Source organism: Enterobacter nematophilus, assembly GCF_026344075.1.
GTDB classification, from domain to species: Bacteria; Pseudomonadota; Gammaproteobacteria; order Enterobacterales; family Enterobacteriaceae; genus Enterobacter; species Enterobacter nematophilus.
Map to the genome: position 1 here is coordinate 186,258 of NZ_JAPKNE010000006.1, position 25,452 is coordinate 211,709.

Sequence of the window (25,452 nt, forward strand, 5' to 3'; positions counted from 1 at the left end):
ATATACGCCGTAGCGAAAGATAGGCAGAGTATAACGCAGAAATGAAAGTGGTCCGATGGGTAGAATAATCTGAATGTCGGCACGTTTTTAGGCATTAATCGGTGATCTGTGCCACACTTAAAAACGTTATGTGATTGAAACGACATCGGATGGGATCGATCCCGCTGGTGCATTGATGATAAGGAGACTTCAATGAAACTCGTGCCCATGCTAAGTGGTGTAGCTATTGCGGTGGCGTTGTCCGCCTGTGCCGGTAAAAGCGCCCAGGTGCCGGTACCAGCTGCAGATCCGAACGGGATTAATACCCTTTCACAGCAATCCATTCAGCAGCCTAACGTTTCCGGTACAATCTGGATTAAACAGAGAGTCGCGCTGCCGCCGGATGCGGTATTAACGGTAACGCTGTCTGATGCTTCCCTGGCGGACGCACCGTCGAAGGTGCTGGCCCAGCGCGCGGTCCGTACTGAAGGTAAGCAGGCTCCGTTTAGCTTTGTGTTGCCGTATAACCCGTCAGACGTGCAGCCGAATGCCCGTATCCTGCTGAGCGCAGCGGTAACCATCAACGGCAAGCTGGTCTTTATCACCGATACGGTCCAGGAAGCGATTAACCACGGTGGAACCAAAATCGACCTGAATCTGGTGCCGGTGCAGCAAACCGAAGTCCCGGTTGCTCCACAGACCAATCAGCCGTCCCTGCCAACTCCACCGACTCAGATGTAACTGTTGCTATTACCCTCTCCTTCGGGGGAGGGTTTAGTACACCCAGCGGTATTTCTGCAGATCAATCTGTCCTGCTCCCGACACCTGCACACCCTCTGAAAGCAATGCCTGACGCTGACGCTGGAGATCCGGCCCGGTTAACGAGATGGCGCCATGACGGTTCACCACCCTGTGCCAGGGCAGCGTACTCCCTTCCGGCAGGCGTTTGAGGACGCCTCCAACCTGTCGCGCCGCGCGCGGAGAGCCTGCCAGCCGTGCGACATCACCATAGGTAGTGACGTAGCCTTCCGGAATCGAGGCCACGATTTGCCATACGCGCTGGGGAAAGGAGTCGTGTTCGTCCATACCTTCACCTGTGGGGATGTTTGGACCGTCATGGTAAACGAAGATCGTCCTGATTGCTGCGCCTGTTTGCGCAAGAAACCAGCATCCGGTTCCTGGTCGCTTGCAATTGGCTCTTCGCACAGGGATAATGCGCCAGCGCGTTGGTTATCAACGCTCTCAATGGGGGCTCTGTTGGTTCTCCCGCAACGCTACTCTGTTCACCAGGTCAGGTCCGGAAGGAAGCAGCCAGGGCAGACGACGTGGGTGCCGGGATGTAGCTGGCAGGGCCCCCACCCATTTGTGGCCTCATCCCATCTTTCCTGTTTCCCTCTCTTTTTAGCCTTTATCCACAATAATATAATGCCTATACCGTGTAATATATATTTCATCGCCCTGAAATATTATTGTCATAAACATGTAATAATAGACTGGCATTTTATAATTGGACGTCTATTTTCGTCAAAATTCAAAAAAATATAGATCTGGATAACAGTGATAACTTCGTGTATTAAATAAAGTACTTATTCCGAAGGGAAGTGACAAACATGGCTACTGCAGTTTTAAATGTTAAAATTGACGAAGCGCTAAAAGAAAGACTCCGCCACTATGCGGAAGTAAATAACGAAAATTTAAGCGTGACCACAGAGAAACTGCTGCTGCTGGCGTTTGAAGCAGTAGAAGAGGCGGGAGTATCGGAAGAGGATATTGATAATCAGCATACGGAAGAAGAGAGTGTTTCTCCTTTTACTCCTAAAGAAATCAAGGCTCTACGTAAACTTCTGAAGAAGAGAAAATGAAACAACAACTGTCAACTGCCAGTGACTACAACGAGGCCTGCGCTCTGTTGCGTTCAGGCTACGTGAAGCATGTACGTCTTGGCTGGAATGTTGGAAGCGATGAGTTCTTTCGTATTGCGTCTGACTGGTGTGATACCGGTGCAAAAATAAAGAAAGACGGTGATAACTTCGTTATTTCATTGAAAGGTTTCCCCATTCCTCCTCAGCACTAAATCCTGACCAGTGAAAACTGCTGACTGCATATATTACAGTCAGCAGTTTTTATTTTATGATCCAGTTCAAAATTTTAATATTAAACCAGGCTGCGTTTGACTGCTGGCGTATTTGAATTTAGCGCGAGCCATAACGGTTTAATCCGCAGCAGCGCCGCTTCCAGCTCCGCTGGCTCCAGCGAAAAGGGCATACGTAAAAAGCGGTCAAACGCTCCCGATAAGCCAAACCGCGTCCCGGTTCCCAGGTTAATCCCGATGATTTCTGCCCGTGCGGCAAGCTGTGTCGCAAGCATGCCGGGAAGCTCGATCCAGTAAGAGAGCCCACCCTCCGCCTCATGAAACGTCCACTCCGGGAAATGTTCTCGCAGCAGGTCACTGCATCGATCGCGCCGTTCCGCCAGCATCTTGCGGCGAGCGGGCAGAAAACGCTCGCTATTGTCGATAAGCCACAGCGTTGCCAGCTGCTCCAGCAGCGGCGAGCCTAAATCCAGCGTATCGCGCGTCTGGGCGAGCGTGGCGATAGTACGCGAGGAGGCGCGGATCCAGCCGAGACGCAGCCCGCCCCAGAAGCTTTTTCCGGCAGAGCCTAACGTTATCACGCTGGCCTGCGGGTTAAACGATGCCAGCGGCGGCGGTGGAGGCGAATCAAACCAGAGATCGACCATCGTTTCATCCACGACCAGCGCCGTGCGGGTCTGGGCTGCAATATCAGCGATTGCCTGACGGGTGGCGATATCCATACATCGACCGGTTGGGTTGTGAAAATCTGGCATCAGGTAGGCCAGGCGCGGCGCGGTCTGGGCAAGCGTGGCCGCGAATCCATCCGTATCCCAGCCCGTTTCCGGCAGCGACACTCCTACAGGCCGACACTGCGCCCCCTGAATAGCGGCAATCGCCAGCGGATAGGTGGGGTGATCGACCACCACGCGATCCCCCGGTCCGGCCATCATCCGCAGCACCAGCGCAAACCCGCTGACGGCACCGTTGACCACCATCACCTCGTCTGCCCGGGTGGGAAGACCTCGTGCGGTATAGCGCGCAGCGATGGCCTCCCGCAGCGCCGGCAGCCCAAGCTGATCGTACCCCGTCAGCGAGAGGTGCTGAGTAATAGCCGTAAGCGCATGGGTGTAAGCCTGGTGGATCTCTGGCCCGGCATTGAGGGCGGCAGTGGAGAGATCCAGGGCGACGCTCGCTGCGGAAAGGGTGGGAACGGCGCGTGCATCCGGGAGGATGACGCGCGACCCGCTGCCGTGGCGGCTTTCAAGATATCCCTCTTCACGCAGGTGGGCGAGGGCGCTGCTGACGGTGGTTCGGCTCACGTCCAGCGCCGTCGCCAGCTCACGCTCACCCGGCAGGCGCGTATGCAGCGCCAGCCGGCCATCAAGGATTAACAGGCGCAGCGCGTCGGCCAGCTGGCGCCAGAGCGGAGTGCGGGATGAGGTTTGCTGCCAGTGCCCTAAAAGGCGTACCAAAGACTGGCTTCCGAAGCGGCGTGATGACATATGCAGTCCACTATTTAAAAACTGGACATTAATCTTAGTGCCATTTTAGGTCAGGATGAAAGCCGGGTTCACTGGAGAAAATAAAAATGGTACGTCGTCTGCTGCAACTTTATGTCGGTTTAGGGCTGTATGGGCTTTCCACCGCGATGTTTATTCGCGCGGATCTGGGGGTCGATCCGTGGGATGTGTTTCACCTTGGCGTGGGAATACAGCTGGGGATGAGCATCGGGACGGCGATCATTTTGACCGGTGCCGCGGTACTCTTACTGTGGATCCCACTGCGTCAAATGCCCGGTCTTGGCACGATCAGCAACGTGATTTGTATCGGTCTGGCGGCGGACGCCAGCATGGCGCTTATCCCCGAACTGAGTTCGTTACCCGTACGCATCGCTTTCCTGGCGTCGGGTATCGTGATGAACGCGATCGCCACCAGCATGTACATCGGGGCCGGTTTTGGGCCTGGTCCGCGCGACGGCCTGATGACCGGCATTCACGCCCGGCTGGGGTGGTCCATTCGCAGCGTGCGTACCTCTATTGAAGTGTCCGTTCTGCTGATTGGGTGCGTGCTGGGCGGCTCGTTTGGGGTGGGGACCGTAGTGTACGCTCTGACCATTGGCCCGCTTATTCAGCTCTGTTTGCCCTGGTTCCGCCAGAAGCCGCGCGGTGAGAAAATGCCGCAGCCGGAGCGGGTTGTTTAATTTGCGAAGCGCTCACATGTTTTAACGGCGTCGCTGTGCCAGAATAAACGCTTCGACAATCGCGATGCCAGAACGCATGAAAGCAATCACTCTTTATGATGTCGCCCTCCTTGCGGGGGTTTCTTATCAGACCGTTTCCCGCGTGATCAACGACGCGGAGCACGTCTCTGCCCGCACGCGGGAAAAGGTGCAGCAGGCAATGGCGGAGCTGCATTACGTCCCCAACCTGCGGGCGCAGCAGCTGGCGGGGAAACGCACCCGTACGCTGGGCCTCATCACCACCGATCTGGCGCTGCATGCGCCCTCGCAAATTGCGTCAGCGGTAAAATCCCGGGCTGCAGGGCAGGGGGCGAGCGTCCTGATTTCCATGGTGGAGCAGCCGCAGCAGTGTCAGGCGGCGCTTCAGGCGCTGCTGGCGCAGCGGGTAGACGCGCTGCTGGTAAATGTGCCGCTAGACGATCCGCACGCCGAAGCGCTGAGGGCGCTGGCGACGCCCGTCCCGGTGCTGTTCCTCGACGTATCACCGTCAGCGCGGGTCAATAGCCTCGTGTTTAACGCCGGGGAGGGCGCGCGCCTGGGCGTTGAGCATCTGCTTTCGCTGGGGCATCAGCATATTGCCCTGCTGAGCGGGCCGGAAAGCTCGGTCTCTGCGCGCGCGCGTCTGGCGGGATGGAAAGCGACGCTGGCGCAGGCGGGTCTTGACGCGGCTGCGGTGGCCTACGGCGACTGGAGCGCGGCCAGCGGCTATGAGAAGGGACATGTGCTGCTCTCGGGGGCGGTATTACCGGATGCCATTCTGGTGGCGAACGATCAGATGGCGCTTGGGGTGATGCGCGCCTGTGCGGAAAAAGGGATCGCTGTTCCCGGCCAGATATCGGTGGTCGGATTTGACGATACGGCCGACAGCGCCTGGTTTTCTCCGCCGCTGACGACCATTCGCCAGGCGTTTCGCGAGGCGGGCGAGCGCAGCGTGGAGTGGCTTCTGGCCCCCTCCGGGGAGGAGGAATGCTGGCAGGTTCAGCTGCCGGTGACGCTGGTGACTCGCCACTCCAGCGCGCGCCGCACTCCGCAGCAGGCCGAACGTGAGGATCTGGCGCAGCAGCTCAGAAGCCTGGCCCTCCTTGCCGGGCAGCTTGCCCGCAAATAAAACTTTGTGATCGGACTCGCTACCCTGCGATTGCGTGCTTTACCGTCACCGGGTGCCAGGGCATGTTAACCAAAATTGTGAGCGCTTCGCAAAGAGGTTAATATGCCCAACACTTTATCGCTGACTCTCAGCGCCATTCTGGCCCGACGGGACTGGGAAAACCCGGGCGTCACCCAGTGGAACCGTCTGGAGGCACATGCGCCGTTACACAGCTGGCGTCTTGAACGGCCTGCCCTGGATGATGCTGCATCCGCCAGCAGACGCTCCCTCAATGGGGTGTGGCGATTTAACTACTTCCCTGCGCCCGAGCAAATCCCGGAGGCGTGGGTAACCGAAGACTGTGCGGACGCCGTCGCGATGCCCGTGCCGTCGAACTGGCAGATGCAGGGGTTTGACACGCCCATCTACACCAACGTCACCTATCCTATCCCCGTTAATCCGCCTTTTGTGCCGCAAGAAAACCCAACCGGCTGTTACTCGCTCACATTCGATGTGGATGACGCGTGGCTTCAGAGCGGGCAAACCCGCATCATCTTTGACGGCGTGAACTCTGCGTTTCATCTGTGGTGCAACGGACGGTGGATGGGCTATTCCCAGGACAGCCGGTTGCCTGCCGAATTCGATCTCTCGGCGGTCCTGCGGCCCGGTGAAAACCGCCTGGCGGTCATGGTGTTGCGCTGGTGTGACGGCAGCTATCTGGAAGATCAGGACATGTGGCGCATGAGCGGCATTTTCCGCGACGTGACGCTGCTGCATAAACCCGAAACGCAGATTGCCGATTATCGCGTGGTGACGGACCTGAATGCGGAGCTGGATCGCGCGGTGCTGAAGGCTGATGTCACGCTGGCAGGGGCGGATTTTGCGGACTGCGAGGTGGTCTTTACCCTGTGGCGAAAGGGTGAAAAATGCGCCAGCGTTTCCCGGCGTCCGGGGTCCGCCATTGTGGACGAGCGCGGCCGCTGGGACGAACGCCTGACGGTGGCGATCCCCGTTGACCGCCCCGCGCTCTGGAGTGCTGAAACGCCTGAACTGTATCGCCTGACGATTGCGCTTCTCAGCCCGCAGGGTGAGGTGCTGGAGGTTGAGGCGTGCGATGTGGGCTTCCGCCGCGTTGACATCAGCAACGGCCTGCTGAAGCTTAACGGTAAGCCGCTGCTGATCCGCGGCGTTAACCGTCACGAGCATCACCCGGAAAACGGCCAGGTGATGGACGAGGCGACCATGCGCCGCGATATCGAAATCATGAAGCAGCACAACTTCAACGCCGTGCGCTGCTCGCACTACCCGAACCATCCCCTGTGGTACCGCCTTTGCGATCGCTACGGGCTGTACGTCGTCGACGAAGCCAATATCGAAACCCACGGCATGGTGCCGATGAGCCGCCTCGCAGACGATCCGCGCTGGCTGCCCGCCATGAGCGAGCGCGTGACCCGCATGGTGCAGCGCGATCGCAATCACCCCTCCATTATCATCTGGTCTCTGGGCAACGAGTCCGGCCACGGCGCGAATCACGATGCGCTGTACCGCTGGCTGAAAACCACCGATCCTACGCGCCCGGTGCAGTACGAAGGCGGCGGGGCGAATACGGCGGCGACCGATATTGTCTGCCCAATGTACGCCCGGGTGGATCGGGATCAGCCCTTCCCGGCGGTGCCCAAATGGTCAATCAAAAAATGGATCGGCATGCCGGACGAAACGCGTCCGCTGATCCTCTGTGAATACGCCCACGCGATGGGAAACAGCTTCGGCGGCTTTGCGAAATACTGGCAGGCGTTTCGCAGCCATCCTCGCCTGCAGGGTGGGTTTGTCTGGGACTGGGTCGATCAGGCGTTGACGAAGCAAGACGAAAAGGGCAACGCGTTCTGGGCCTACGGCGGGGATTTTGGCGATAAGCCGAACGATCGGCAGTTCTGCCTTAACGGACTGGTATTCCCCGATCGCACGCCGCATCCGGCGCTGTACGAGGCGCAGCGCGCCCAGCAGTTCTTTACCTTTACGCTGGTCAGCACCTCTCCGCTGGTGATTGAGGTGCAAAGCGGCTACCTGTTCCGTCCTACCGATAACGAAGTGCTGAGCTGGACGGTTGCCCGGGACGGAGACGTGCTGTCCGCAGGCGAGATGACGCTCGCGATAACGCCTGAAGGCACCCAGCGTCTGGAGCTCGACCTGCCGGAGCTGGAGGCCGGGCCGGGTGAAATCTGGCTGAACGTTGAGGTTCGCCAGCCGCTGGCAACGCCGTGGTCACCGGCAGGCCATCGCTGCGCGTGGGAGCAGTGGCCGCTTCCCGCTCCACTCTTTATCGCACCACCAGTCTCTACGGGCGAGCCGCCGGTTTTAACGCAACACGATCGCATCCTTGAGGTCACGCATGGTCAACAGCGCTGGCAGTTCGAGCGCGTATCCGGATACCTGACTCAATGGTGGCGAAATGGCGTTGAAACGCTGCTTTCACCCGTGACGGATAACGTCAGCCGCGCGCCGCTGGACAACGACATCGGCGTGAGCGAAGCGACGCGGATTGATCCAAACGCGTGGGTGGAGCGCTGGAAAGCGGCGGGCATGTACGATCTCACCTCGCGCATGCTGCACTGTGAGGCAGAGCAGCATGCGCGTGAGGTGGTGGTGACCACGCTTAATGTCCTGGAGCATCGCGGCAGGGCGCTGTTCCTGAGCCGTAAAATCTGGCGGGTGGACGAGCAGGGGGTGCTGCATGGCGACATTCAGGTCGACATTGCGTCTGATATCCCGGAGCCCGCGCGCGTTGGCCTGAGCGTTCATCTCGCTGAAACGCCGGAAAAGGCTGACTGGCTGGGGCTGGGGCCGCATGAAAACTACCCGGACAGAAAGCTGGCGGCGCAGCAGGGGCACTGGACGCTGCCCCTGGCAGCCATGCACACGCCGTATATCTTCCCGACGGAAAATGGTTTGCGCTGTGATACCCGGCAGCTTCTGCTGGGGCCGCATCATCTGAACGGCCGGTTCCATTTCTCGGTGAGCCGCTATAGCCAGCAGCAGCTGCGTGAGACAACCCATCATCATCTGCTGCGGGAAGAGCCGGGGTGCTGGCTCAACCTCGATGCGTTTCATATGGGGGTGGGCGGTGATGACTCCTGGAGCCCCAGCGTTTCGCCGGAATTTATCCTGCAGACGCACCGGCTGCGTTATACCTTCAGCTGGCAGCAGAATCTGATCTGACCAGAGGGGCGGTCACCGGGCGTGGCCGCCTGCTTACGCCAGAATGCCGTTCAGGCCATGCAGGCTCATGTAAATCCCTACCACGACGATCAGCGCAGCGGAGATCCACGGCGCTTTGCGGGAAAGTTCGCTAAATCCGGGCCAGCGTTTTGTCGCGTGCTTAAGGCTTAAGGCGGCAATCGCGCCGGAAGCGACCAGCGTTAACGCCAGGCCGATACTGAAGCTGAATACCAGCGTCGCGCCGAGCGCAAAATGCTTCAGCTGCAGGCAGATCAGCAGAACGGTAATGGACGCCGGGCAGGGGATAAGCCCGCCGGTCAGGCCAAACATCGCGATCTGTCCTGTCGTCACGTTTTGTCCGTTAAAGCGCCGGTTAATATCCTGCGCGTGCGCGCGCTGATGGGCGTCCTGCCACTCCTCTTCAACCAGCGGGTGTTCGTGGTGATGGTGATGATCGTGATGGTGGTCATGGTCATGGTCATGGTGGTGATCATGGCCATGATGATAACGATCGTGCGGCCGGCTCTCTTTCCAGGTTCGCCACGCCATCCACAGGGCGATAGCAACGATCAACACTCCGGAGATCAGCTGGAACCAGGGTTCGGACGTATGTGCGTCCCAGCCGCGGCCAAACCATAATCCCGCCATGGCAATGATCCAGACCACCGCCGTATGGGAAAGCGTGGCCGCCAGCCCGAGCAGCACCGCCTGCTTCAGCGTGCCGCGGATCGCCACGATAAAGGCAGCCATCATTGTTTTTGAGTGGCCCGGCTCCAGGCCATGCAGCGCACCGAGCAGGATAGCGCTGGGAACAAACAGCCAGGCATTACCCTGCTGCAGGAGTGAAGCAAAATCGTTCATTGAAATTTCCAGTGTGGAAAGCATGCGCAAATAGTACTCCCCCCCAGTAGGTTAATACTACCCCCCAGTAGAAAAATACTCAGGGGGAGTAGAGCGTGATATGCTTTAAAAGCCAAAACTGAGGGAGGCAGAGATGTCACATACCGTTCGCGATAAGAAGATGTTATTGACTCGCCTGAAGAAAATTCAGGGGCAGAGCACAGCGCTGGAAAAAATGCTCAACAGCGATCACGAATGTGCCGACGTGCTGCAGCAGCTGGCGGCGATCCGTGGCGCGGTCAATGGCATGATGATGCAGGTGATTGAAGGGCATCTTACCGATCATGTCGTGAAAGAGCCTGAAGAGGCGCAGCGTGAAGCCGATCTTGGCGTCGTGCTGCAAGTGATCAAATCCTATCTTAAGTAGAGCGCGTGGCGAGGTTGTTTTCTGCCCAAAGGATAAATTCTGTCTTTGGCAGCGCCCTACTGTAGAACCACCCCTGCCCATACTGCACGCCGTGGCGGTGCAGCCAGGTGAGCTGCCCTTCGGTCTCCACGCCTTCCGCCACCATCGCCAGCTGCAGCGACTTCGCCATTTCGATAATGTGCGGCGTTACGTTTTTGTACTCCAGCGCATCCACGAACGATTTATCAATTTTTAGCGTGTCGACATCCAGATCCTGCAGATAGCTGAGGCTGGAATAGCCCGTGCCAAAATCATCAATGTAGACAGGGTGGCCCGAACGGCGAAACGCGGCGATGGCCGGCGCGCTGATTTTGGGGTCGGCAAAGCCACGCTCGGTTAACTCAAGGGCGATTTGTCTGGGGTGAATCTGCCACTTATTCAGGAGTTGACTCAGTAGAGGCGGCAGATTACCGGAGATCAAATCGGCCGGGGCGAGATTGATGGAGATATGCTGATCGGGGTGAAGCTGCAGCCAGTGGCCCATATCTTCAAACACTTTTTCCATAACTAACTGCGTCAGCTGCGAGATGAGGCCGGTTTGCTCGGCAAGCGGGACAAAAATATCAGGCGAGAGGCTGCTTCCGTCTGGCTGGGGCCAGCGCGCCAGCGCCTCTGCGCCGACAATTCTGCCGCTACACAGCGCCACTATGGGCTGATAGTGAACCACAAAATCGCGGCTGTTAATGGCGTCCAGCAGGCGATTGCGCGGCGACTGGATACGTCGCAGGATCCGCAGGACAAAGAGCGCGGCGAGCAGGCTTATCAACATGCCGAAGGGTAACCAGAAAAGAAGCTGCCGGTGCCAGGTTTCAGCCAGGGGCTTGAGCGTAGCCCACGCGACGACGGTAAACCCCAGCTCAGGTACGGGTTTCATCACATACATTGAACCGTTGTACTGAATGCTGGAGATTCCCCCATCGTTAACCCGATCGCGGATATGCGGGTCAAGCGTGTTGCTGCTGGCGAAAATCAGATGCGTTGCGCTTCCCACCAGGGCGGCATCAATGGCAATCGCCCCGAAGGGGATCACATCCACAAGCGAGGCAGGATCGATCAGAACAAGGTAATGACCTTTTCCCAGGACGGCCATGTAGCGGTGAAAACCAAGATCGTTTTGTGCGGTAAGCCACGCGCTGTAGCCATCTTCGGTGATACGCATGGGGGGAGGGTAAGAGGCCGCTTTGCTGGCCTGCTCAAGCGAAGAGCAGAGGGGGCGGAGATTGTCGATGTAGATCACCTCCTGGATATAACGCCATGAGAACGCGACACGACGTATCTCCCTCAGGTGCAGCGGACTACAGGGGACCCCTTTAAATTCCTGCAGAAGATTTAACGCTTCTTTAGCTTGATCCACGACCCTGTCGGTGCGCATCAGCACGCGAGAAGCATAGCTATCCAGCGCATCGACAAATTTCTCTTCCGCCTGGCGATGGGCAAGCCAGATGCTGAGGCAAATGGGAACCAGCACGGAAAAGATAAGTACGCCAGTCACCAGACTGACCAGATGTCGGGTTTTCATGCTGTCGTTTCCTTTCTCATATGCCCGAATCCGGACGCTGAGTTCCCTGCCTGAAGAGAAAGATTTTACCGCGAAATGAGATAGTTATAGCACGTGGGGGCGGGGTTTTCATGTTATCTAAAGCAAATTAGAAAATATCCTCAGGAGAGAGGGGGTTGTTTTTTCAACCCGGCCTGGATATTATTTTGTTATGTTATAACAAAACACAACACAAAGGATTTATGATGAAACCCAACATCCATCCAGCGTATCGCACCGTGGTATTCCACGACACCAGCGCCAATGAATACTTTAAAGTTGGTTCAACCATTAAAACCGACCGCGAAATAGAGCTCGACGGTGAAACCTATCCGTACATCACTATCGAGGTTTCTTCAAAATCGCACCCGTTTTATACCGGTAAGCAAAAAACGTTCTCTACGGACGGCAGCGCAGCGCGCTTCCGCAAGCGTTTTGGCGGTTTTCTTAATGCGAAGCGGGGCTAACCATGCAGGTTCTTAACTCATTGCGCAGCGCAAAACAGCGTCACCCGGATTGCCAGATAGTCAAACGCAAGGGACGCTTATACGTGATTTGCAAATCCAATCCGCGCTTTAAGGCGGTGCAGGGACGTAAAAAAAGACGCTAGACGCGCGTTTCTCGCCAGCTTTCCAGGGATCTTTTCTGTTTGCCATCGGCAGTAAAATTGTCGGTGGCAAGCCAGCCTTCAAAGGCGCTCGCCAGCGCCGGCCACTCTTTGTCGAGAATCGAAAACCAGTCGGTATCCCGGTTACGGCCTTTTATGACCAGCGCCTGGCGAAAACGCCCTTCAAACTGAAAGCCCAGACGCAGTGCCGCTTTGCGTGAAGGCTCGTTCAGGCTGTTGCACTTCCATTCATACCGCCGGTAGCCCAGGGTATCGAACACGTACCGCATCAGCAGATATTGCGCTTCTGTTGACATGGGCGTGCGGCTTAACAGTGACGAGAAGTGAACGTGTCCCACTTCCACCACGCCGTTTTTAGGGTCGATCCGCATCAGGGCCAGCGTCCCGACCGGGGCCTGGGTCTGATTATCTATAACGGTAAAGTGCATCGGGTCAGATAACTCACACACGCTTGCCACCCATTCGGCAAACTCCGCGGCCGTGGCATCGGGTTCGCGCAGTAGCCACGTCCAGCTGCGGGTGTCTCCGGCCAGAGCATAGGCGGAGAACAGCGCTCCGGCATGCTCCACGCGCAGAGGTTCAAGCCGACAGTAATGCCCCTGCAGTACCACCCGGGACGGATGAGGGCGAGGCTGCCAGTCGGTAAGGGCTTCGCCCACAGGTTGTCCAAACTCATTGAATGTCTTCATCTTTATTTCCGTGACGTTGAGAAGAGTTCCAGATTAGAAAATTACTGGTTCCTTAAAAAGAGCCACTCGGCTATGTTTTGGTGGTACCACAAGGAGATGAGATGAACATACCGGGCGATGAACTTTATACCTTGCTCCATGCTGCGCTTAAAACGCGTGGGGAAGAGACGCTCCAGCGCGCGCTCTATCTCGCTTTGCGGGAGGCCATACTGGGCGGAAGGCTTCGGTCCGGCAGCCATTTGCCCGGCTCGCGAACGCTGGCGCAGCAGCTTTCCGTTTCACGGAACACCGTCAACGCGGCGCTGGACCAGCTCACGCTCGAAGGCTATTTGCTGCGTAACCGTCAGGGAACGCGTGTAGCGCAATTCGCCCATCGTACCAGCCCGCGGGTTCTGCCCGATCCTGACGTCCGGCTTGCAAAACGCGTCGCCCGGCTGCCTGCGCCTGTGCCGCGCGACACACCGGTAATGGCCTTTACGCCGGGAACGCCCGCCATCAACTATTTTCCCTTGCCGCTGTGGCGGCGATTGTACGATCGCGTCCTGCGGGAGGAGGGGAGCGCTCTGCTGGGCTATGGCGACCCGGCCGGGGAGCCGTCGCTGCGGGCAGCCATCGCCCGCCACCTTGCGCTCTCTCGCGGCATTGACTGCGACGCCAGCCAGATTGTGATAACCGAAGGGGCGCTGGAGGGCGTCAATTTGTGCACGATGCTGTTAAGCGAGCCGGGGGATGTCGCCTGGGTGGAAAATCCCGGCTACGGCGGGGCCAAAAGCGCCTTTGTCAAAACCGGCCTGGCGATGACCGGCATACCGGTGGATGACGAGGGAATGTGCTGGGAAGGGCAGCATGCGCCTTCGCCTGCGCTCGTTTTCACCTCGCCATCGCATCAGTTTCCTTACGGGAGCGTGCTCAGCGCGCGGCGGCGTCTGGCGCTGCTGGAACTGGCTCGCCAGCACAAGGCGTGGATCATTGAGGACGATTACGACAGCGAGTTCCGGTATGTCGGCGAGCCCGTACCGGCGATGCTGGGCATGGTCAATAACGCGCCCGTTGTGTATCTGGGGACGTTCAGTAAAACGCTGTTTCCGTCTCTGCGAATGGGATTTATGGTGTTGCCGCCAGCGCTGGCGAAAGCGGCGCGTCCGGCCATCGGCTCGCTGCTGCGCGGCGGGCATCGCGCAGAACAGCGCACCCTGGCGCTGTTTATCGAGGAGGGGCACTATGCCCGTCATCTTGCCGCCATGCGTCGCCTGTATCGTAAGCGTTACCGCCAGCTGCGGGAGGTGCTGAGCTCAGAGCTTCATACTCCGCACCGCGTTCTTGCCGGGGAAGGGGGGATGCACCTGACACTGGCGATTGACGATATCGACGACCAGCGGCTGGTGGAGAAGGCGAGGGCGTTTCAGCTGGCACCCGCTGCGCTGAGCGGCTATTACCTGGAGACGAAGCAGGGGCAAACCGGCCTGGTTTTAGGTTACGGCAACACCTCTGCTTCGCAGTTTGCGCCGGGTATCCGACGCCTGCAGGCGTTAATTACGCAGCAGCAGAGCGGGAAAGGGTAAAAACATCATAAAAAGAGAGCTGGCCTTTCGTCGCGACCATTTTCTGCAGCTTCTCTTTTTGCACGGTTTCGACAGCCGGAGAGTGCAGGATGCTGTCGATAAGCTCGTTCGGCACGAAACGCGTGTTGTACCATTCGCCGTTGTAGCAGACCCGGAAATCGAGGACGTCGATATCTTCGTAACGGTAGCGGGGATTCACGTCAAAAAAGAAAAAGGCGTTAAACACGATAAACAGCACAACCAGCAGCCAGACGGAGTCCACCAGCGTTTCGGACTTCAGCATGACAACCAGCGTCGCCAGCCAGGCGGCATACATGGCAACAAACAGCCCGGGATGTTTGCGGATAAAGCTAATGCTAAAGCGCGGGCGATTGTCGCGCTTTTCGCGGTGGTTAAGATCGTCGATGGTGGCGGTAAGCAGGCGCTGTATCTCGGTCATTTTTTGCCTTTATGAGAGTTGACAATACAGGGTGTCTGCCAATTTTAGGGGAGCCATCAGGCTGAAAAAAGTAACAGTCGGGCGCTAAAAGACCATAACAGTTGGCTCCCCGGAACATTACAGCGTTTTGATGATTTTCGCCGGGTTGCCGCCTACGACCACGTTAGCCGGCACGTCTTTCGTCACGACGGCACCGGAAGCCACAACCACATTATCCCCGATGGTGACGCCAGGGTTAATCACCGCACGTCCACCAATCCAGACATTATTGCCAATGGTGACGGGCTTACCAAACTCCACGCCGCTGTTACGTTCTTGCGCATCCAGCGGATGGGTTGCCGTATAAATATGAACGCCCGGCGCGAGCATGCAGTTGTCGCCAATATGAACGGGACAGACATCCAGCATGACGCAATCGAAGTTGGCGTAAAAGTCTTTGCCCAGATAAATGTTATATCCATAGTCACAGCGGAAGCTCGGCTCAATATACGCCCCTTCGCTTTGCCCCAGCAGTTCCGCCAGAATGTTCTGGCGTTCTGTTTTATCGTCAGGCGCGGAGTGGTTATAGCGGTGAAGCAGATGGCGCGCCCGCAGCCGGTCGGCGCGTAACGTCTCATCACCAGGGCGGTAATGTTCACCTGAAATCATCTTCTGTTTTTCTATGCTCATCGGAAACCTCTCTGGATATTGTTCCTGAAGGGTAATCGCAACAGGCATTAAGGGGAACGTTCCCGGAAGGCCGATGTGACAAGAGTCACAACATTGTTGCTGATGAGCGCGTTTAACACGGAGACCTGGCTTTCGCACAGGGAGCATAACGGGACAGGTGAATACAGCTTATTACGTGGCGTAGAACCTCTACAGACACACTTCGAAGATTAACGGACAAATTTCCATACAGAAGTAGGGATTTTGTCATACAGCTTATTCATCGTTAGCTCTGCAAGGCGATGGTCAGCGGCTGAATAAAATACCGCCAGTTCATTATCAGAAAGCTCGTATTTATTCTTTTCAATGACGCGTTCAAGAGTGTCAATTGACTGACAACGTCGTAAGCGCATCAAATAATCGATCTTTGTGAGTGGTTTATCAGACATAATTTCACCTTAGTAATTGTAATAATTTTAACAGGAAAGACTAACCGGGTTAGCTCTGCTCACGTTGACGAAACAGCGGAATAGCCGGTTTCCCGATTTACGCCATTTTTGCAAATCCTGAGCGTTAATGCCGTAACTGCTGAACAACATAAAGGTGTCGTCCAGGTATTCATCAATTTGCTCAATGAGCTTATTATCTTCATTGTACTTAATTTTATAATTAAGTGCGAAGGTAGCGATATGCTCTATCAGCTCGTTCAACTGTAAATTGATGGCAGACGTTGGGTCGTTTACCCAGCCATGGTTGCTTTCATCAAGATTGGCAAGGCAGTCATGGTACAAGGATTCGCAGAGAAATTTCAACTGCGCGATATCATGCCTTTTTGGCGAGTACTCGTCCATAGCGCATCCCCTTCTGAGTGATTTCTTACTCACCGAACATCATTGTCGGGATGGATACATCTGACTTAGCTACATGAGTGCTGTGTTCCTGATAACCTAACTATAAGCCACTCCTTCCTGGATTTCACCGCGCTATTACGAAAAATTACAAATAAAACCGCAGGCTGCGAGCGTCTACGCAAATGTTCATCCGAAACTGAACTTTTTTATCAGGATTAACGATTGTTTTTTTTCGCTTCCTTACGTTTCATCGGCTTAGCTTACAGCCATAAGAAAAGTTCACATCCGGAGTTCTGTTTGTCTTAACTTTTAATTAGGAATATTCCTAACAACTTAAGCAGGGAAATAGATTTAAAAAAATCCTGAATTCACCGATTAAGTTATCAGTTAATTATGATATGTCTGTTTAAGATGGCAGAAAATAAATAGGAGCTCAATAAGCTTATTTTATGATTTTTTCTGAAAATGAAAAAGGCCGCAAATGCGGCCTTTTTATTATGTGAAACCGGTATCAGTGAGGTTCTACCGAATGACTGTGCTCCACATCTTCATTCTTACGGCTGAAGCGGCGGCGCACCACCACGAAGAACACCGGGACGAAGAAGATAGCCAGTACGGTTGCGGTGATCATACCGCCCATTACGCCTGTACCTACCGCGTTCTGCGCACCGGAGCCCGCACCGGAGCTGATAACCAGCGGCATTACGCCGAGGATGAACGCCAGAGAGGTCATCAGGATTGGACGCAGACGCATACGCACCGCTTCCAGCGTCGCCTCAATAAGGCCTTTACCCTCTTTCTCCATCAGATCTTTGGCGAATTCAACGATAAGTATCGCGTTCTTCGCCGACAAGCCAATGGTTGTCAGCAGGCCTACCTGGAAGTATACGTCGTTGGTCAATCCACGGAACGTTGCCGCAAGCAGCGCACCGATAACCCCGAGTGGAACCACCAGCATAACGGAGAACGGAATTGACCAGCTCTCGTACAGCGCCGCCAGACACAGGAAGACCACAATCAGTGAAATGGCGTACAGGGCAGGGGCCTGGTTACCGGACAGACGTTCCTGATAGGACATACCGGTCCAGTCATAGCCGATACCCGCAGGCAGTTTGCTAGCCAGTTCTTCCATCAGGTTCATGGCTTCACCGGTGCTTCGGCCCGGCGCGGCCTGACCCAGAATTTCCATCGACGGCAGACCGTTGTAACGTTCCAGACGCGGTGAACCGTATTCCCAGCGCGACGTCGAGAAGGCTGAGAACGGCACCATCTGACCATTGCTGCCGCGAACGTACCAGTTGTTAATATCGTTCGGCAACATACGGTACTGCGCTTCTGACATCACGTACACTTTCTTCACGCGACCGCGGTCGATGAAGTCGTTGACGTAGCTACCGCCCCAGGCCGCGCCCAGCGTGGTATTGATGTCGCTGATGGACACGCCCAGCGCCTGCGCTTTCTCCTGATCGATGTCGATCTTGTACTGCGGCGTATCTTCCAGGCCGTTTGGACGTACGCCAACCAGCAGGTCAGGGTGTTTAGCCACTTCGCCGAACAGCTGGTTACGCGCCTGCGTCAGCTTCTCGTGACCCAGACCGCCCTGGTCGATCAGCTGGAAGTCGAAGCCGGTCGCCGTACCCAGTTCGACAATCGCTGGCAGGTTAAAGGCGAAGACCATCGCATCTTTAATCTGCGAGAAGGTGCCCATGGCACGGCCCGTGATCGCTTCAACTTTATTCTCATCGCCCGGACGATCCGCCCAGTCTTTCAGAGAAACGAAGGCGATACCGGTGTTCTGGCCACGACCCGCAAAGCCAAAGCCGTTAACCGCAAACACGGATTCAACGTTCGCTTTCTCTTTGGTGAGATAGTAGTCCGTCACTTCATCCAGCACTTTCTGGGTACGCTCTTGCGAAGCACCCGCCGGAAGCTGCGCCATCGTCAGGAACACGCCCTGGTCTTCATCTGGCAGGAACGAGCTTGGCAGACGCACGAACAGGAACGCCATCCCCACTACGATGATGATATAGAGCAGCAGGTAACGACCGGTGCTGCGCAGGATGTTGCCCACGCTGTCGGTGTAGTGGTGCGTGCTCTTATCGAACATACGGTTAAACCAGCCGAAGAACCCTTTATGCTCGCCGTGGCCGCCTTTCTGAACCGGCTTCAGCATGGTGGCACACAGCGCTGGCGTCAGGATCAACGCCACCAGTACCGACAGCGCCATCGCGGAGACGATGGTAATGGAGAACTGGCGGTAAATCGCACCCGTAGAGCCCCCGAAGAAGGCCATCGGGATAAATACCGCAGACAGCACCATCGCGATACCCACCAGCGCGCCCTGGATCTGGCCCATGGATTTACGGGTGGCTTCCTTCGGCGGCAAACCTTCTTCCGCCATCACGCGCTCGACGTTCTCTACCACCACGATGGCGTCATCCACCAGCAGGCCGATGGCGAGCACCATCCCGAACATCGTCAGGGTGTTTATCGAGAACCCAAAGGCTGCAAGGATGGCAAAGGTCCCCAGCAGAACGACCGGCACGGCGATGGTTGGGATCAGCGTCGCGCGGAAGTTTTGCAGGAACAGATACATCACCAGGAACACCAGGATGATCGCTTCTACCAGCGTTTTAACCACTTCGTGAATCGAAATTTTTACGAACGGCGTAGTGTCGTACGGATAAACGATTTTCAGGCCTGACGGGAAGAACGGTTCCATCTTCTTCAGTTCCGCACGGATCGCCGTCGCGGTGTCCAGGGCGTTCGCGCCCGTCGCCAGTTTGATACCCAGACCGGACGCCGGTTTACCGTTAAACTTCGCGATGATGTCGTAGTTCTCACCACCCAGCTCTACCTTGGCCACGTCGCGCAGACGAACCTGCGAACCGTCCTGGTTCACCTTCAGCAGAATTTTGCTGAACTCATCGGCGGAGGTCAGACGGGTTTGCGCGATAATCGACGCGTTAAGCTGCTGGCCTTTCACCGGCGGCGTACCGCCTAACTGACCGGCTGCCACCTGGGCGTTCTGCGCTTTAATCGCGTTAATCACGTCAACCGGCGTCAGCTGGAAATTGTTCAGTTTGTTCGGATCCATCCAGATACGCATCGCGTACTGGGAACCGAACAGCTGAACGTCACCCACGCCGGACGTACGGCTGATGGCGTCCTTCATGTTGGCGCCCACGTAGTCGGAAATATCCTCCTGCGTCATGGTGCCGTTGGTGTTGATAACGCCGACAACCATCAGGAAGCTGCTGGACGATTTCTCGACGCTCACACCCTGCTGTTGCACTTCCTGCGGCAGAAGAGGCATCGCCAGCTGCAGTTTGTTCTGCACCTGAACCTGCGCGATGTCCGCATCCGTACCGGATTCAAAGGTCAGGGTGATCTGAACCGTACCGGTGGAGTCACTGTTTGAGGACATGTACATCAGGTTATCGATACCGTTCATGTTCTGTTCGATAACCTGAGTTACGGTGTCCTGCACCGTTTTCGCATCAGCCCCCGGGTAGGTTGCGGAGATCGTCACCGCCGGTGGCGCAATCGTTGGATATTGCGCGACAGGCAGCTTCAGGATCGCAAGTCCCCCGGCCAGCATGATGATAATGGCGATCACCCACGCAAATATGGGGCGATCGATAAAGAAATTAGGCATGTCTTAACGGCTCCTGTTTAAGTTAAGACTTGGTTTGTTCTGACTGGCCAGCGGCCGACGCTTGTTGTTTATCGTCAGATGTCACTTCCTGTGCTTTTACCTGCGCGCCAGGACGTACTTTTTGCAAACCAGTAACAATCACGCGATCGCCATCTTTCAGACCTTCCGTCACCAGCCATTTATCGCCAATCGCCTGCGTGGCGGTGATATTGCGCGTTTCGACTTTGTTATCTGCCCCGACAACCAGTGCGCTCGCATCGCCGCGCGGCGTGCGGGTCACACCCTGCTGTGGAACCAGAAGTGCGGTTGGATTCGTTCCTTCTTCCAGACGCGCGCGAACGAACATACCTGGCAGAAGATTTTTGTCAGGGTTCGGGAAAATCGCACGTAAGGTGATGGAACCGGTGGTCTGGTCGACCGTCACATCAGAGAATTCCAGAGTACCTTCCTGCGGGAACTTGATACCGTCGTTGGTAACCAGCTCCACTTTGGCTTTGCCGTTTTCCTGTTTCAGGGTGCCGTTAGCCAGCTCCTGTTTCAGGCGCAGGAAATCGTTGCTGGACTGCGTCACGTCAACGTAGATCGGATCAAGCTGCTGCACGGTGGCCAGCGCAGTGGTCTGCCCGTTCTGCACCAGCGCCCCTTCCGTCACGGAAGATTTACCAATACGACCGCTGATAGGGGAGGTCACTTTGGTGTAGGCCAGGTTAATACGTGCAGTTTCGACAGCCGCTTTGGCTGCGACCACGGCCGCGTTAGCCTGCTGGGCATCTGCCAGAGCGGTATCGTAATCCTGTTGGCTGATGTACTTCGTGCCGAGCAGTTTCTGATAGCGGTTCAGCGTCAGCTGGGCAATTTTTGCCGCGGCTTGTGCTTTAGCCAGGTCACCTTTCGCGCTTTCATAAGAAGCCTGATAGGTCGCGGGATCAATCTGATACAGAGACTCACCGGCCTGCACGTCGCCGCCTTCGGTAAAGTTACGTTTCAGGATAATGCCGCTAACCTGAGGACGAACTTCCGCAATGCGGTAAGCGCTAGTACGGCCTGGTAATTCGGTGGTGATCTGCAGAGGTTCAGATTTGAGTGTCACAACGCCGACTTCTGGCGCCTGCTGAGCTCCTTGTTGAGCCGGTTTGTCGTCACATCCTGTAAGCGCTAAGCTGCCTGAGAGCATCAGAACGACCGCCAGAGGCGTTAACCCTCTGTTTTTGTTCATATATAAACCTCGAGTGTCCGATTTCAAATTGATCAAGGGTCCTGAGTCTAAAACCCATTGCTGCGTTTATATTATCGTCATGCTATGGTACATACATTCACAAATGTATGTAAATCTAACTCCTGTAAATTCACTCACCTATGGCACGAAAAACTAAACAACAAGCGCTGGAAACCCGACAACACATTCTTGATGTGGCGATACGTTTGTTCTCTCAGCAGGGTGTTTCTTCAACCTCGCTGGCGCAAATTGCTCAGGCCGCCGGTGTGACGCGGGGAGCGATTTACTGGCATTTTAAAGACAAGTCAGATCTGTTCAGTGAAATCTGGGAGCTTTCAGAGTCCAGCATTAGCGATCTTGAGAGTGAGTATCGGGCAAAATTCCCTGACGATCCACTCTCAGTATTGAGAGAAATATTAGTATATATCCTTGAAGCAACGGTAGTTGAAGAGCGTCGCAGATTAATGATGGAAATTATTTTTCATAAATGCGAGTTCGTGGGTGAAATGGCGGTGGTGCAACAGGCGCAGCGCAGCCTCAGCCTGGAGAGCTATGACCGGATTGAACAGAACCTGAACCTGTGTATGCAGGCAAAACTGTTACCCGCCAATCTGTTGACCCGCCGGGCGGCTATCCTGATGCGCAGCTACATTTCAGGGCTAATGGAAAACTGGCTGTTTGCGCCGCAGTCCTTTGACCTCAAAGGGGAAGCCCGCAGCTACGTGGCGATTTTACTGGAAATGCTACAGCTCTGCCCGACGCTGCGCAGCGACGCGCCTTCGCTCACGGCCTGAGCCCTTCCCAGGATTTATCTCAGAGGATAACGTTCTCGCTATTCTGCTTCCGGCGAGCGTGATATTCTTCACGCCGGACTATTTTCGGTCATCTGCTGACATCATTCACAACTATGCTGCCCATCAATCGCTCGCAACATCCTGTATTTGCATTGCTCCTTGCTATGCTGTTTTTCTTCTTCACCGCACCGCTGACCTGGGCTCGTGCAGACAACAGCACTGATATCCCTTCGCGCAGTGAAATTCAGTCGCAGCTCGACACCCTGAACAAACAAAAAGAGCTCTCTCCTGTAGAGAAGCTCACCCAGCAGGATCTGACTGAAACGCTGGAAAACATTGATAAAATTGAGCGCGTTAAAGCTGAAACTACCCAGCTTCGTCAGAAGGTAGCGCAGGCGCCTGAGAACATGCGTAAGGCCACGGAAGCGCTGAGCGCGCTGAGCGACGTCGACAACGACGACGAAACGCGCAAGACGCTCGCCACGCTCTCCTTACGTCAGCTGGAATCGCGCGTCGCCCAGTTGCTCGACGATCTGCAAACCGCACAGTCCGACCTCGCGACCTACAACAGCCAGCTTGTCTCCCTGCAAACCCAGCCCGAGCGCGTGCAAAATGCGATGTACACCGCGTCTCAGCAGCTGCAGCAGATCCGCAACCGCCTGAACGGCACGACGGTAGGGGAAGGCACGCTGCGCCCGACGCAGCAAACCCTGCTGCTGGTTCAGCAGTCGTTGCTCAATGCGCAAATTGAACAGCAGCGTAAAAGCCTGGAAGGGAACACGGTGCTGCAGGACACGCTCCAGAAACAGCGTGATTACGTGACGGCGAATATTAATCGCCTGGAACACCAGCTTCAGCTGTTGCAGGAGGCGGTAAACAGCAAACGCCTGACCCTGACGGAAAAAACCGCCCAGGAAGCCGTCTCGCCGGACGAAACCGCCCGTATTCAGGCCAACCCGCTGGTGAAACAGGAGCTTGAGGCTAACCATCAGCTCAGCCAGCGCCTGATACTGGCGACGGAAAACGGCAACTCGCTGGTTCAACAAAATATTAAAGTGAAAAACTGGCTGGATCGCGCGCTGCAGGCGGAACGCAACATCAAAGAGCAGATCGCGGTTCTGAAGGGCAGCCTCCTGCTGTCGCGTATTCTCTACCAGCAGCAGCAGACGCTGCCGTCCGCCGACGAGCTGGAGGACATGACCAACCGCATTGCGGATTTACGTCTGGAACAGTTTGACGTCAACCAGCAGCGCGATGCCCTTTTCCAGAGCGATGCCTTTGTTGCCAAAATTGAAGAGGGCCATTCCAGCGACGTGAACCCTGAGGTGCATGACGCGCTGCTCCAGGTGGTGGATATGCGCCGTGAACTGCTGGACCAGTTGAATAAACAGCTGGGCAACCAGCTGATGATGGCGATTAACCTGCAGATCAACCAGCAGCAGCTGGTCAGCGTATCAAAAAGCCTGCAGGAGATTTTGACGCAGCAGATTTTCTGGGTGAACAGCAACAAGCCGATGGACTGGGACTGGATTAAATCCTTCCCGGAGACGCTGAAAACGCAGATTAAGAGCATGAAAATCACCGTAAACTGGGAGAAAGCCTGGCCTGCGGTAATGATTGCTTTCCTGGCCGGTTTACCGCTGCTGCTGATTGCCGGTCTGATCCGCTGGCGTTTGAAATGGCTGAAACAGTACCAGGCGAAGCTGGCGTCGGAAGTGGGGCAACTGCGTAACGACAGCCAGCTCCATACGCCAAAAGCGATTCTGATCGATCTCATTCGCGCGCTGCCGGTGTGCCTGATTATTCTGGCCGTGGGCCTGATCCTGCTCACGATGCAGCTTAACGTCAGCGATCTGCTGTGGGCGTTCAGTAAAAAACTGGCGCTGTTCTGGCTGGTATTCGGCGTGTGCTGGAAGGTGCTGGAAAAAGACGGCGTGGCGGTGCGTCACTTCAACATGCCTGCTCAGCTGACCAGCCACTGGCGTCGTCAAATTGTGCGCGTCAGCCTGGCGCTCCTGCCGCTGCACTTCTGGTCGGTGGTGTCTGAGCTTTCCCCGCTGCATCTGATGGATGATGTGCTGGGTCAGTTGGTCATTCTGCTCAACCTGCTGCTGATTGCTATCCTGATGTGGCCGATGTGCCGCGACAGCTGGCGCGATAAAGAGTCCCACAATCTTCGTCTGGCCACCGTGACGGTGCTGGCGATCATTCCGCTGGCGCTGATGGTGCTTACGGCAACGGGCTACTTCTACACCACGCTGCGCCTGTCCGGGCGCTGGATCGAGACGGTCTATCTGGTGATCGTCTGGAACCTGCTCTATCAGACCGTGCTGCGCGGCTTAAGCGTCGCGGCCCGCCGCATCGCTTACCGCCGTGCCATTGCGCGTCGCCAGCATCAGGTAAAAGAGGGCGCCGAAGGCGCGGAGCCGCAGGAAGAGCCGACCATCGCGCTGGAGCAGGTTAACCAGCAGACGCTGCGTATCACCATGCTGGTGATGATCGCCCTGTTTGCGGTCATGTTCTGGGCGATCTGGTCTGATTTAATTACCGTCTTCGCCTATCTCGACAGTATTACCCTCTGGCAGTACAACGGTACCGAAGCCGGCGCGGCGGTGATGAAAAGCGTCACCATGGGCAGCCTGCTGTTTGCGCTGGTGTCGTCGGTGGTGGCCTGGGCGCTGATTCGCAACCTGCCGGGTCTGCTGGAGGTGCTGGTGCTCTCAAGGCTGAACCTGCGCCAGGGGGCGTCATACGCCATCACCACTATCCTGAATTACGTCATCATTATCGTCGGGGCGATGACGGTATTCGGCTCGCTGGGCGTATCGTGGGATAAACTGCAGTGGCTGGCGGCGGCCCTCTCGGTCGGTCTTGGTTTTGGCCTGCAGGAGATCTTCGGTAACTTTGTCTCCGGCCTGATCATTCTGTTCGAACGTCCGGTGCGTATCGGCGATACCGTCACTATCGGTACGTTCTCCGGTACGGTCAGTAAGATCCGAATACGTGCCACCACCATCACCGATTTCGATCGTAAAGAGGTGATCATCCCGAACAAAGCGTTCGTGACCGAGCGTCTGATCAACTGGTCGCTCTCGGATACCACCACGCGCGTGGTGATTCGCCTCGGCGTGGCCTACGGTTCCGATCTGGATAAAGTGAAAGAGGTATTGCTTAAAGCTGCTAAATCGCATCCAAAAGTCATGCACGATCCTGCGCCAGACGTGTTCTTCACCACCTTCGGGCCAAGCACGCTGGATCACGAGCTGCGTTTATACGTGCGTGAACTGCGCGATCGCAGCTACACCGTTGATGAACTCAACCGCGCGATCGACCGCCTGTGCCGCGAAAACAACATTAATATCGCCTTCAACCAGCTTGAGGTTCACCTGCATAATGAGAAAGGTGACGAGCACACGGAAGTGAAGCGCGAGATTAAGGGTGAGGAAAACCCTGCCCCTCACCCTGCCCTCTCCCCAGAGGGGAGAGGGTAAAAAGCGAATCAGTGCAGAGCTTTCAAACCGCACCTAAC

At 56.2% G+C, this 25,452-nt stretch carries 22 protein-coding genes, 1 other RNA gene and 1 pseudogene; 13 read left to right on the forward strand and 11 right to left on the reverse strand.

What is annotated here, in order from left to right; all coding sequences use genetic code 11:
* Window positions 1-192: 192 nt before the first annotated feature.
* Window positions 193-720, forward strand: coding sequence for a YbaY family lipoprotein (locus OSH03_RS16585; RefSeq protein WP_028012173.1), 528 nt, complete (start codon window positions 193-195; stop codon window positions 718-720).
* 33 nt (window positions 721-753) lie between these two features.
* Here OSH03_RS16585 and OSH03_RS16590 read toward each other — a convergent pair.
* Window positions 754-1,150 (reverse strand): annotated as a pseudogene (locus tag OSH03_RS16590) (MGMT family protein).
* An 84-nt stretch (window positions 1,151-1,234) separates the two neighbouring features.
* Between OSH03_RS16590 and ffs the strand changes: the two are divergent.
* The 3 genes from ffs to OSH03_RS16605 all read left to right on the forward strand — a co-directional run bounded on the left by ffs (window position 1,235) and on the right by OSH03_RS16605 (window position 2,053).
* Window positions 1,235-1,331, forward strand: an RNA gene (gene ffs, locus OSH03_RS16595) — signal recognition particle sRNA small type.
* Between the two features lie 258 nt (window positions 1,332-1,589).
* On the forward strand, window positions 1,590-1,841 hold the full coding sequence (locus tag OSH03_RS16600) for a hypothetical protein (RefSeq protein ID WP_006176926.1): 252 nt from the start codon (window positions 1,590-1,592) through the stop codon (window positions 1,839-1,841).
* Window positions 1,838-2,053: a hypothetical protein gene (locus tag OSH03_RS16605; RefSeq protein ID WP_028012176.1), complete on the forward strand. Its 216-nt coding sequence runs from the start codon at window positions 1,838-1,840 to the stop codon at window positions 2,051-2,053. Before OSH03_RS16600 ends, OSH03_RS16605 begins: the two co-directional genes overlap by 4 nt.
* A gap of 80 nt (window positions 2,054-2,133) precedes the next feature.
* Here the strand turns inward: OSH03_RS16605 and yczR are convergent, their stop codons facing one another.
* Window positions 2,134-3,555 (reverse strand): MocR-like transcription factor YczR, encoded by a 1,422-nt coding sequence (yczR, locus tag OSH03_RS16610; protein WP_061099027.1) that lies wholly within the window; start codon window positions 3,553-3,555, stop codon window positions 2,134-2,136.
* An 86-nt stretch (window positions 3,556-3,641) separates the two neighbouring features.
* On the opposite strand from yczR, the gene yczE reads away from it, so the two are divergent.
* From yczE to OSH03_RS16625, 3 genes are all read left to right on the forward strand, one after another.
* Window positions 3,642-4,253 (forward strand): membrane protein YczE, encoded by a 612-nt coding sequence (gene yczE, locus OSH03_RS16615; protein ID WP_151413939.1) that lies wholly within the window; start codon window positions 3,642-3,644, stop codon window positions 4,251-4,253.
* A 76-nt stretch (window positions 4,254-4,329) separates the two neighbouring features.
* Complete coding sequence (locus OSH03_RS16620; RefSeq protein WP_266179607.1) at window positions 4,330-5,400, forward strand: LacI family DNA-binding transcriptional regulator; 1,071 nt, start codon at window positions 4,330-4,332, stop codon at window positions 5,398-5,400.
* Between the two features lie 102 nt (window positions 5,401-5,502).
* Window positions 5,503-8,595 carry a beta-galactosidase gene (locus OSH03_RS16625; protein WP_266179608.1) on the forward strand — a complete coding sequence of 1,031 codons (3,093 nt, stop codon included), beginning with the start codon at window positions 5,503-5,505 and terminating at the stop codon, window positions 8,593-8,595.
* A 33-nt stretch (window positions 8,596-8,628) separates the two neighbouring features.
* On the opposite strand, the gene OSH03_RS16630 is transcribed toward OSH03_RS16625, so the two are convergent.
* The gene (locus OSH03_RS16630) at window positions 8,629-9,456 is read right to left on the reverse strand and encodes a nickel/cobalt efflux protein RcnA (RefSeq protein WP_061099024.1); all 828 of its coding nucleotides are present in this window, start codon (window positions 9,454-9,456) and stop codon (window positions 8,629-8,631) included.
* A gap of 133 nt (window positions 9,457-9,589) precedes the next feature.
* On the opposite strand from OSH03_RS16630, the gene OSH03_RS16635 reads away from it, so the two are divergent.
* On the forward strand, window positions 9,590-9,862 hold the full coding sequence (locus OSH03_RS16635) for a metal-sensing transcriptional repressor (RefSeq protein ID WP_116341576.1): 273 nt from the start codon (window positions 9,590-9,592) through the stop codon (window positions 9,860-9,862).
* Here OSH03_RS16635 and OSH03_RS16640 read toward each other — a convergent pair.
* Window positions 9,855-11,420: an EAL domain-containing protein gene (locus tag OSH03_RS16640; RefSeq protein WP_061099022.1), complete on the reverse strand. Its 1,566-nt coding sequence runs from the start codon at window positions 11,418-11,420 to the stop codon at window positions 9,855-9,857. The genes OSH03_RS16635 and OSH03_RS16640 overlap by 8 nt on opposite strands.
* Before the next feature lie 224 nt (window positions 11,421-11,644).
* Between OSH03_RS16640 and OSH03_RS16645 the strand changes: the two genes are divergently transcribed.
* Together OSH03_RS16645 and ykgO are read left to right on the forward strand one after the other, a co-directional pair.
* Entirely contained in the window at window positions 11,645-11,905 is a 261-nt protein-coding gene (locus tag OSH03_RS16645) for a type B 50S ribosomal protein L31 (protein WP_006176933.1), read from the forward strand.
* A 2-nt stretch (window positions 11,906-11,907) separates the two neighbouring features.
* Window positions 11,908-12,048: a type B 50S ribosomal protein L36 gene (ykgO, locus tag OSH03_RS16650; RefSeq protein WP_003859006.1), complete on the forward strand. Its 141-nt coding sequence runs from the start codon at window positions 11,908-11,910 to the stop codon at window positions 12,046-12,048.
* Here the strand turns inward: ykgO and OSH03_RS16655 are convergent.
* On the reverse strand, window positions 12,045-12,755 hold the full coding sequence (locus OSH03_RS16655) for a GNAT family N-acetyltransferase (RefSeq protein ID WP_266179609.1): 711 nt from the start codon (window positions 12,753-12,755) through the stop codon (window positions 12,045-12,047). The genes ykgO and OSH03_RS16655 overlap by 4 nt on opposite strands.
* Before the next feature lie 101 nt (window positions 12,756-12,856).
* Here OSH03_RS16655 and pdxR point away from each other — a divergent pair, with 101 nt between their 5' ends.
* Window positions 12,857-14,317, forward strand: coding sequence for a MocR-like pyridoxine biosynthesis transcription factor PdxR (gene pdxR, locus OSH03_RS16660; RefSeq protein ID WP_266179610.1), 1,461 nt, complete (start codon window positions 12,857-12,859; stop codon window positions 14,315-14,317).
* Here the strand turns inward: pdxR and OSH03_RS16665 are convergent.
* The 6 genes from OSH03_RS16665 to acrA form a co-directional block, all read right to left on the reverse strand.
* Entirely contained in the window at window positions 14,289-14,756 is a 468-nt protein-coding gene (locus tag OSH03_RS16665; protein WP_266179611.1) for a YlaC family protein, read from the reverse strand. The two genes, pdxR and OSH03_RS16665, sit on opposite strands and share 29 nt — an antisense overlap.
* A gap of 117 nt (window positions 14,757-14,873) precedes the next feature.
* Complete coding sequence (maa, locus tag OSH03_RS16670; RefSeq protein ID WP_151413936.1) at window positions 14,874-15,425, reverse strand: maltose O-acetyltransferase; 552 nt, start codon at window positions 15,423-15,425, stop codon at window positions 14,874-14,876.
* A 209-nt stretch (window positions 15,426-15,634) separates the two neighbouring features.
* Window positions 15,635-15,853: an HHA domain-containing protein gene (locus tag OSH03_RS16675; RefSeq protein ID WP_008499287.1), complete on the reverse strand. Its 219-nt coding sequence runs from the start codon at window positions 15,851-15,853 to the stop codon at window positions 15,635-15,637.
* Between the two features lie 27 nt (window positions 15,854-15,880).
* The gene (tomB, locus tag OSH03_RS16680; RefSeq protein ID WP_008499288.1) at window positions 15,881-16,255 is read right to left on the reverse strand and encodes an Hha toxicity modulator TomB; all 375 of its coding nucleotides are present in this window, start codon (window positions 16,253-16,255) and stop codon (window positions 15,881-15,883) included.
* 511 nt (window positions 16,256-16,766) lie between these two features.
* Window positions 16,767-19,913, reverse strand: a complete 3,147-nt coding sequence (gene acrB, locus OSH03_RS16685; protein WP_061099017.1) for a multidrug efflux RND transporter permease subunit AcrB — start codon at window positions 19,911-19,913, stop codon at window positions 16,767-16,769.
* A gap of 22 nt (window positions 19,914-19,935) precedes the next feature.
* Complete coding sequence (gene acrA, locus OSH03_RS16690) at window positions 19,936-21,129, reverse strand: multidrug efflux RND transporter periplasmic adaptor subunit AcrA (RefSeq protein ID WP_061099016.1); 1,194 nt, start codon at window positions 21,127-21,129, stop codon at window positions 19,936-19,938.
* A 140-nt stretch (window positions 21,130-21,269) separates the two neighbouring features.
* On the opposite strand from acrA, the gene acrR reads away from it, so the two are divergent.
* Entirely contained in the window at window positions 21,270-21,923 is a 654-nt protein-coding gene (acrR, locus tag OSH03_RS16695) for a multidrug efflux transporter transcriptional repressor AcrR (RefSeq protein WP_151413935.1), read from the forward strand.
* A 113-nt stretch (window positions 21,924-22,036) separates the two neighbouring features.
* Window positions 22,037-25,414, forward strand: a complete 3,378-nt coding sequence (gene mscK / locus OSH03_RS16700) for a mechanosensitive channel MscK (RefSeq protein ID WP_253540949.1) — start codon at window positions 22,037-22,039, stop codon at window positions 25,412-25,414.
* Window positions 25,415-25,452 lie beyond the last annotated feature (38 nt).

What these genes read in the sequence shown, in the direction of transcription:
- yczR (WP_061099027.1), bottom strand. Translation starts at nt 3,555, where the DNA reads ATGTCATCACGCCGCTTCGGAAGCCAGTCTTTGGTACGCCTTTTAGGG.
- OSH03_RS16630 (WP_061099024.1), bottom strand. Translation starts at nt 9,456, where the DNA reads ATGAACGATTTTGCTTCACTCCTGCAGCAGGGTAATGCCTGGCTGTTT.
- OSH03_RS16640 (WP_061099022.1), bottom strand. Translation starts at nt 11,420, where the DNA reads ATGAAAACCCGACATCTGGTCAGTCTGGTGACTGGCGTACTTATCTTT.
- tomB (WP_008499288.1), bottom strand. Translation starts at nt 16,255, where the DNA reads ATGGACGAGTACTCGCCAAAAAGGCATGATATCGCGCAGTTGAAATTT.
- OSH03_RS16620 (WP_266179607.1), top strand. Translation starts at nt 4,330, where the DNA reads ATGAAAGCAATCACTCTTTATGATGTCGCCCTCCTTGCGGGGGTTTCT.
- OSH03_RS16600 (WP_006176926.1), top strand. Translation starts at nt 1,590, where the DNA reads ATGGCTACTGCAGTTTTAAATGTTAAAATTGACGAAGCGCTAAAAGAA.
- pdxR (WP_266179610.1), top strand. Translation starts at nt 12,857, where the DNA reads ATGAACATACCGGGCGATGAACTTTATACCTTGCTCCATGCTGCGCTT.
- acrR (WP_151413935.1), top strand. Translation starts at nt 21,270, where the DNA reads ATGGCACGAAAAACTAAACAACAAGCGCTGGAAACCCGACAACACATT.
- OSH03_RS16605 (WP_028012176.1), top strand. Translation starts at nt 1,838, where the DNA reads ATGAAACAACAACTGTCAACTGCCAGTGACTACAACGAGGCCTGCGCT.
- OSH03_RS16645 (WP_006176933.1), top strand. Translation starts at nt 11,645, where the DNA reads ATGAAACCCAACATCCATCCAGCGTATCGCACCGTGGTATTCCACGAC.
- OSH03_RS16675 (WP_008499287.1), bottom strand. Translation starts at nt 15,853, where the DNA reads ATGTCTGATAAACCACTCACAAAGATCGATTATTTGATGCGCTTACGA.
- OSH03_RS16585 (WP_028012173.1), top strand. Translation starts at nt 193, where the DNA reads ATGAAACTCGTGCCCATGCTAAGTGGTGTAGCTATTGCGGTGGCGTTG.
- OSH03_RS16635 (WP_116341576.1), top strand. Translation starts at nt 9,590, where the DNA reads ATGTCACATACCGTTCGCGATAAGAAGATGTTATTGACTCGCCTGAAG.
- mscK (WP_253540949.1), top strand. Translation starts at nt 22,037, where the DNA reads ATGCTGCCCATCAATCGCTCGCAACATCCTGTATTTGCATTGCTCCTT.
- acrB (WP_061099017.1), bottom strand. Translation starts at nt 19,913, where the DNA reads ATGCCTAATTTCTTTATCGATCGCCCCATATTTGCGTGGGTGATCGCC.
- acrA (WP_061099016.1), bottom strand. Translation starts at nt 21,129, where the DNA reads ATGAACAAAAACAGAGGGTTAACGCCTCTGGCGGTCGTTCTGATGCTC.
- OSH03_RS16655 (WP_266179609.1), bottom strand. Translation starts at nt 12,755, where the DNA reads ATGAAGACATTCAATGAGTTTGGACAACCTGTGGGCGAAGCCCTTACC.
- OSH03_RS16625 (WP_266179608.1), top strand. Translation starts at nt 5,503, where the DNA reads ATGCCCAACACTTTATCGCTGACTCTCAGCGCCATTCTGGCCCGACGG.
- OSH03_RS16665 (WP_266179611.1), bottom strand. Translation starts at nt 14,756, where the DNA reads ATGACCGAGATACAGCGCCTGCTTACCGCCACCATCGACGATCTTAAC.
- yczE (WP_151413939.1), top strand. Translation starts at nt 3,642, where the DNA reads ATGGTACGTCGTCTGCTGCAACTTTATGTCGGTTTAGGGCTGTATGGG.
- ykgO (WP_003859006.1), top strand. Translation starts at nt 11,908, where the DNA reads ATGCAGGTTCTTAACTCATTGCGCAGCGCAAAACAGCGTCACCCGGAT.
- maa (WP_151413936.1), bottom strand. Translation starts at nt 15,425, where the DNA reads ATGAGCATAGAAAAACAGAAGATGATTTCAGGTGAACATTACCGCCCT.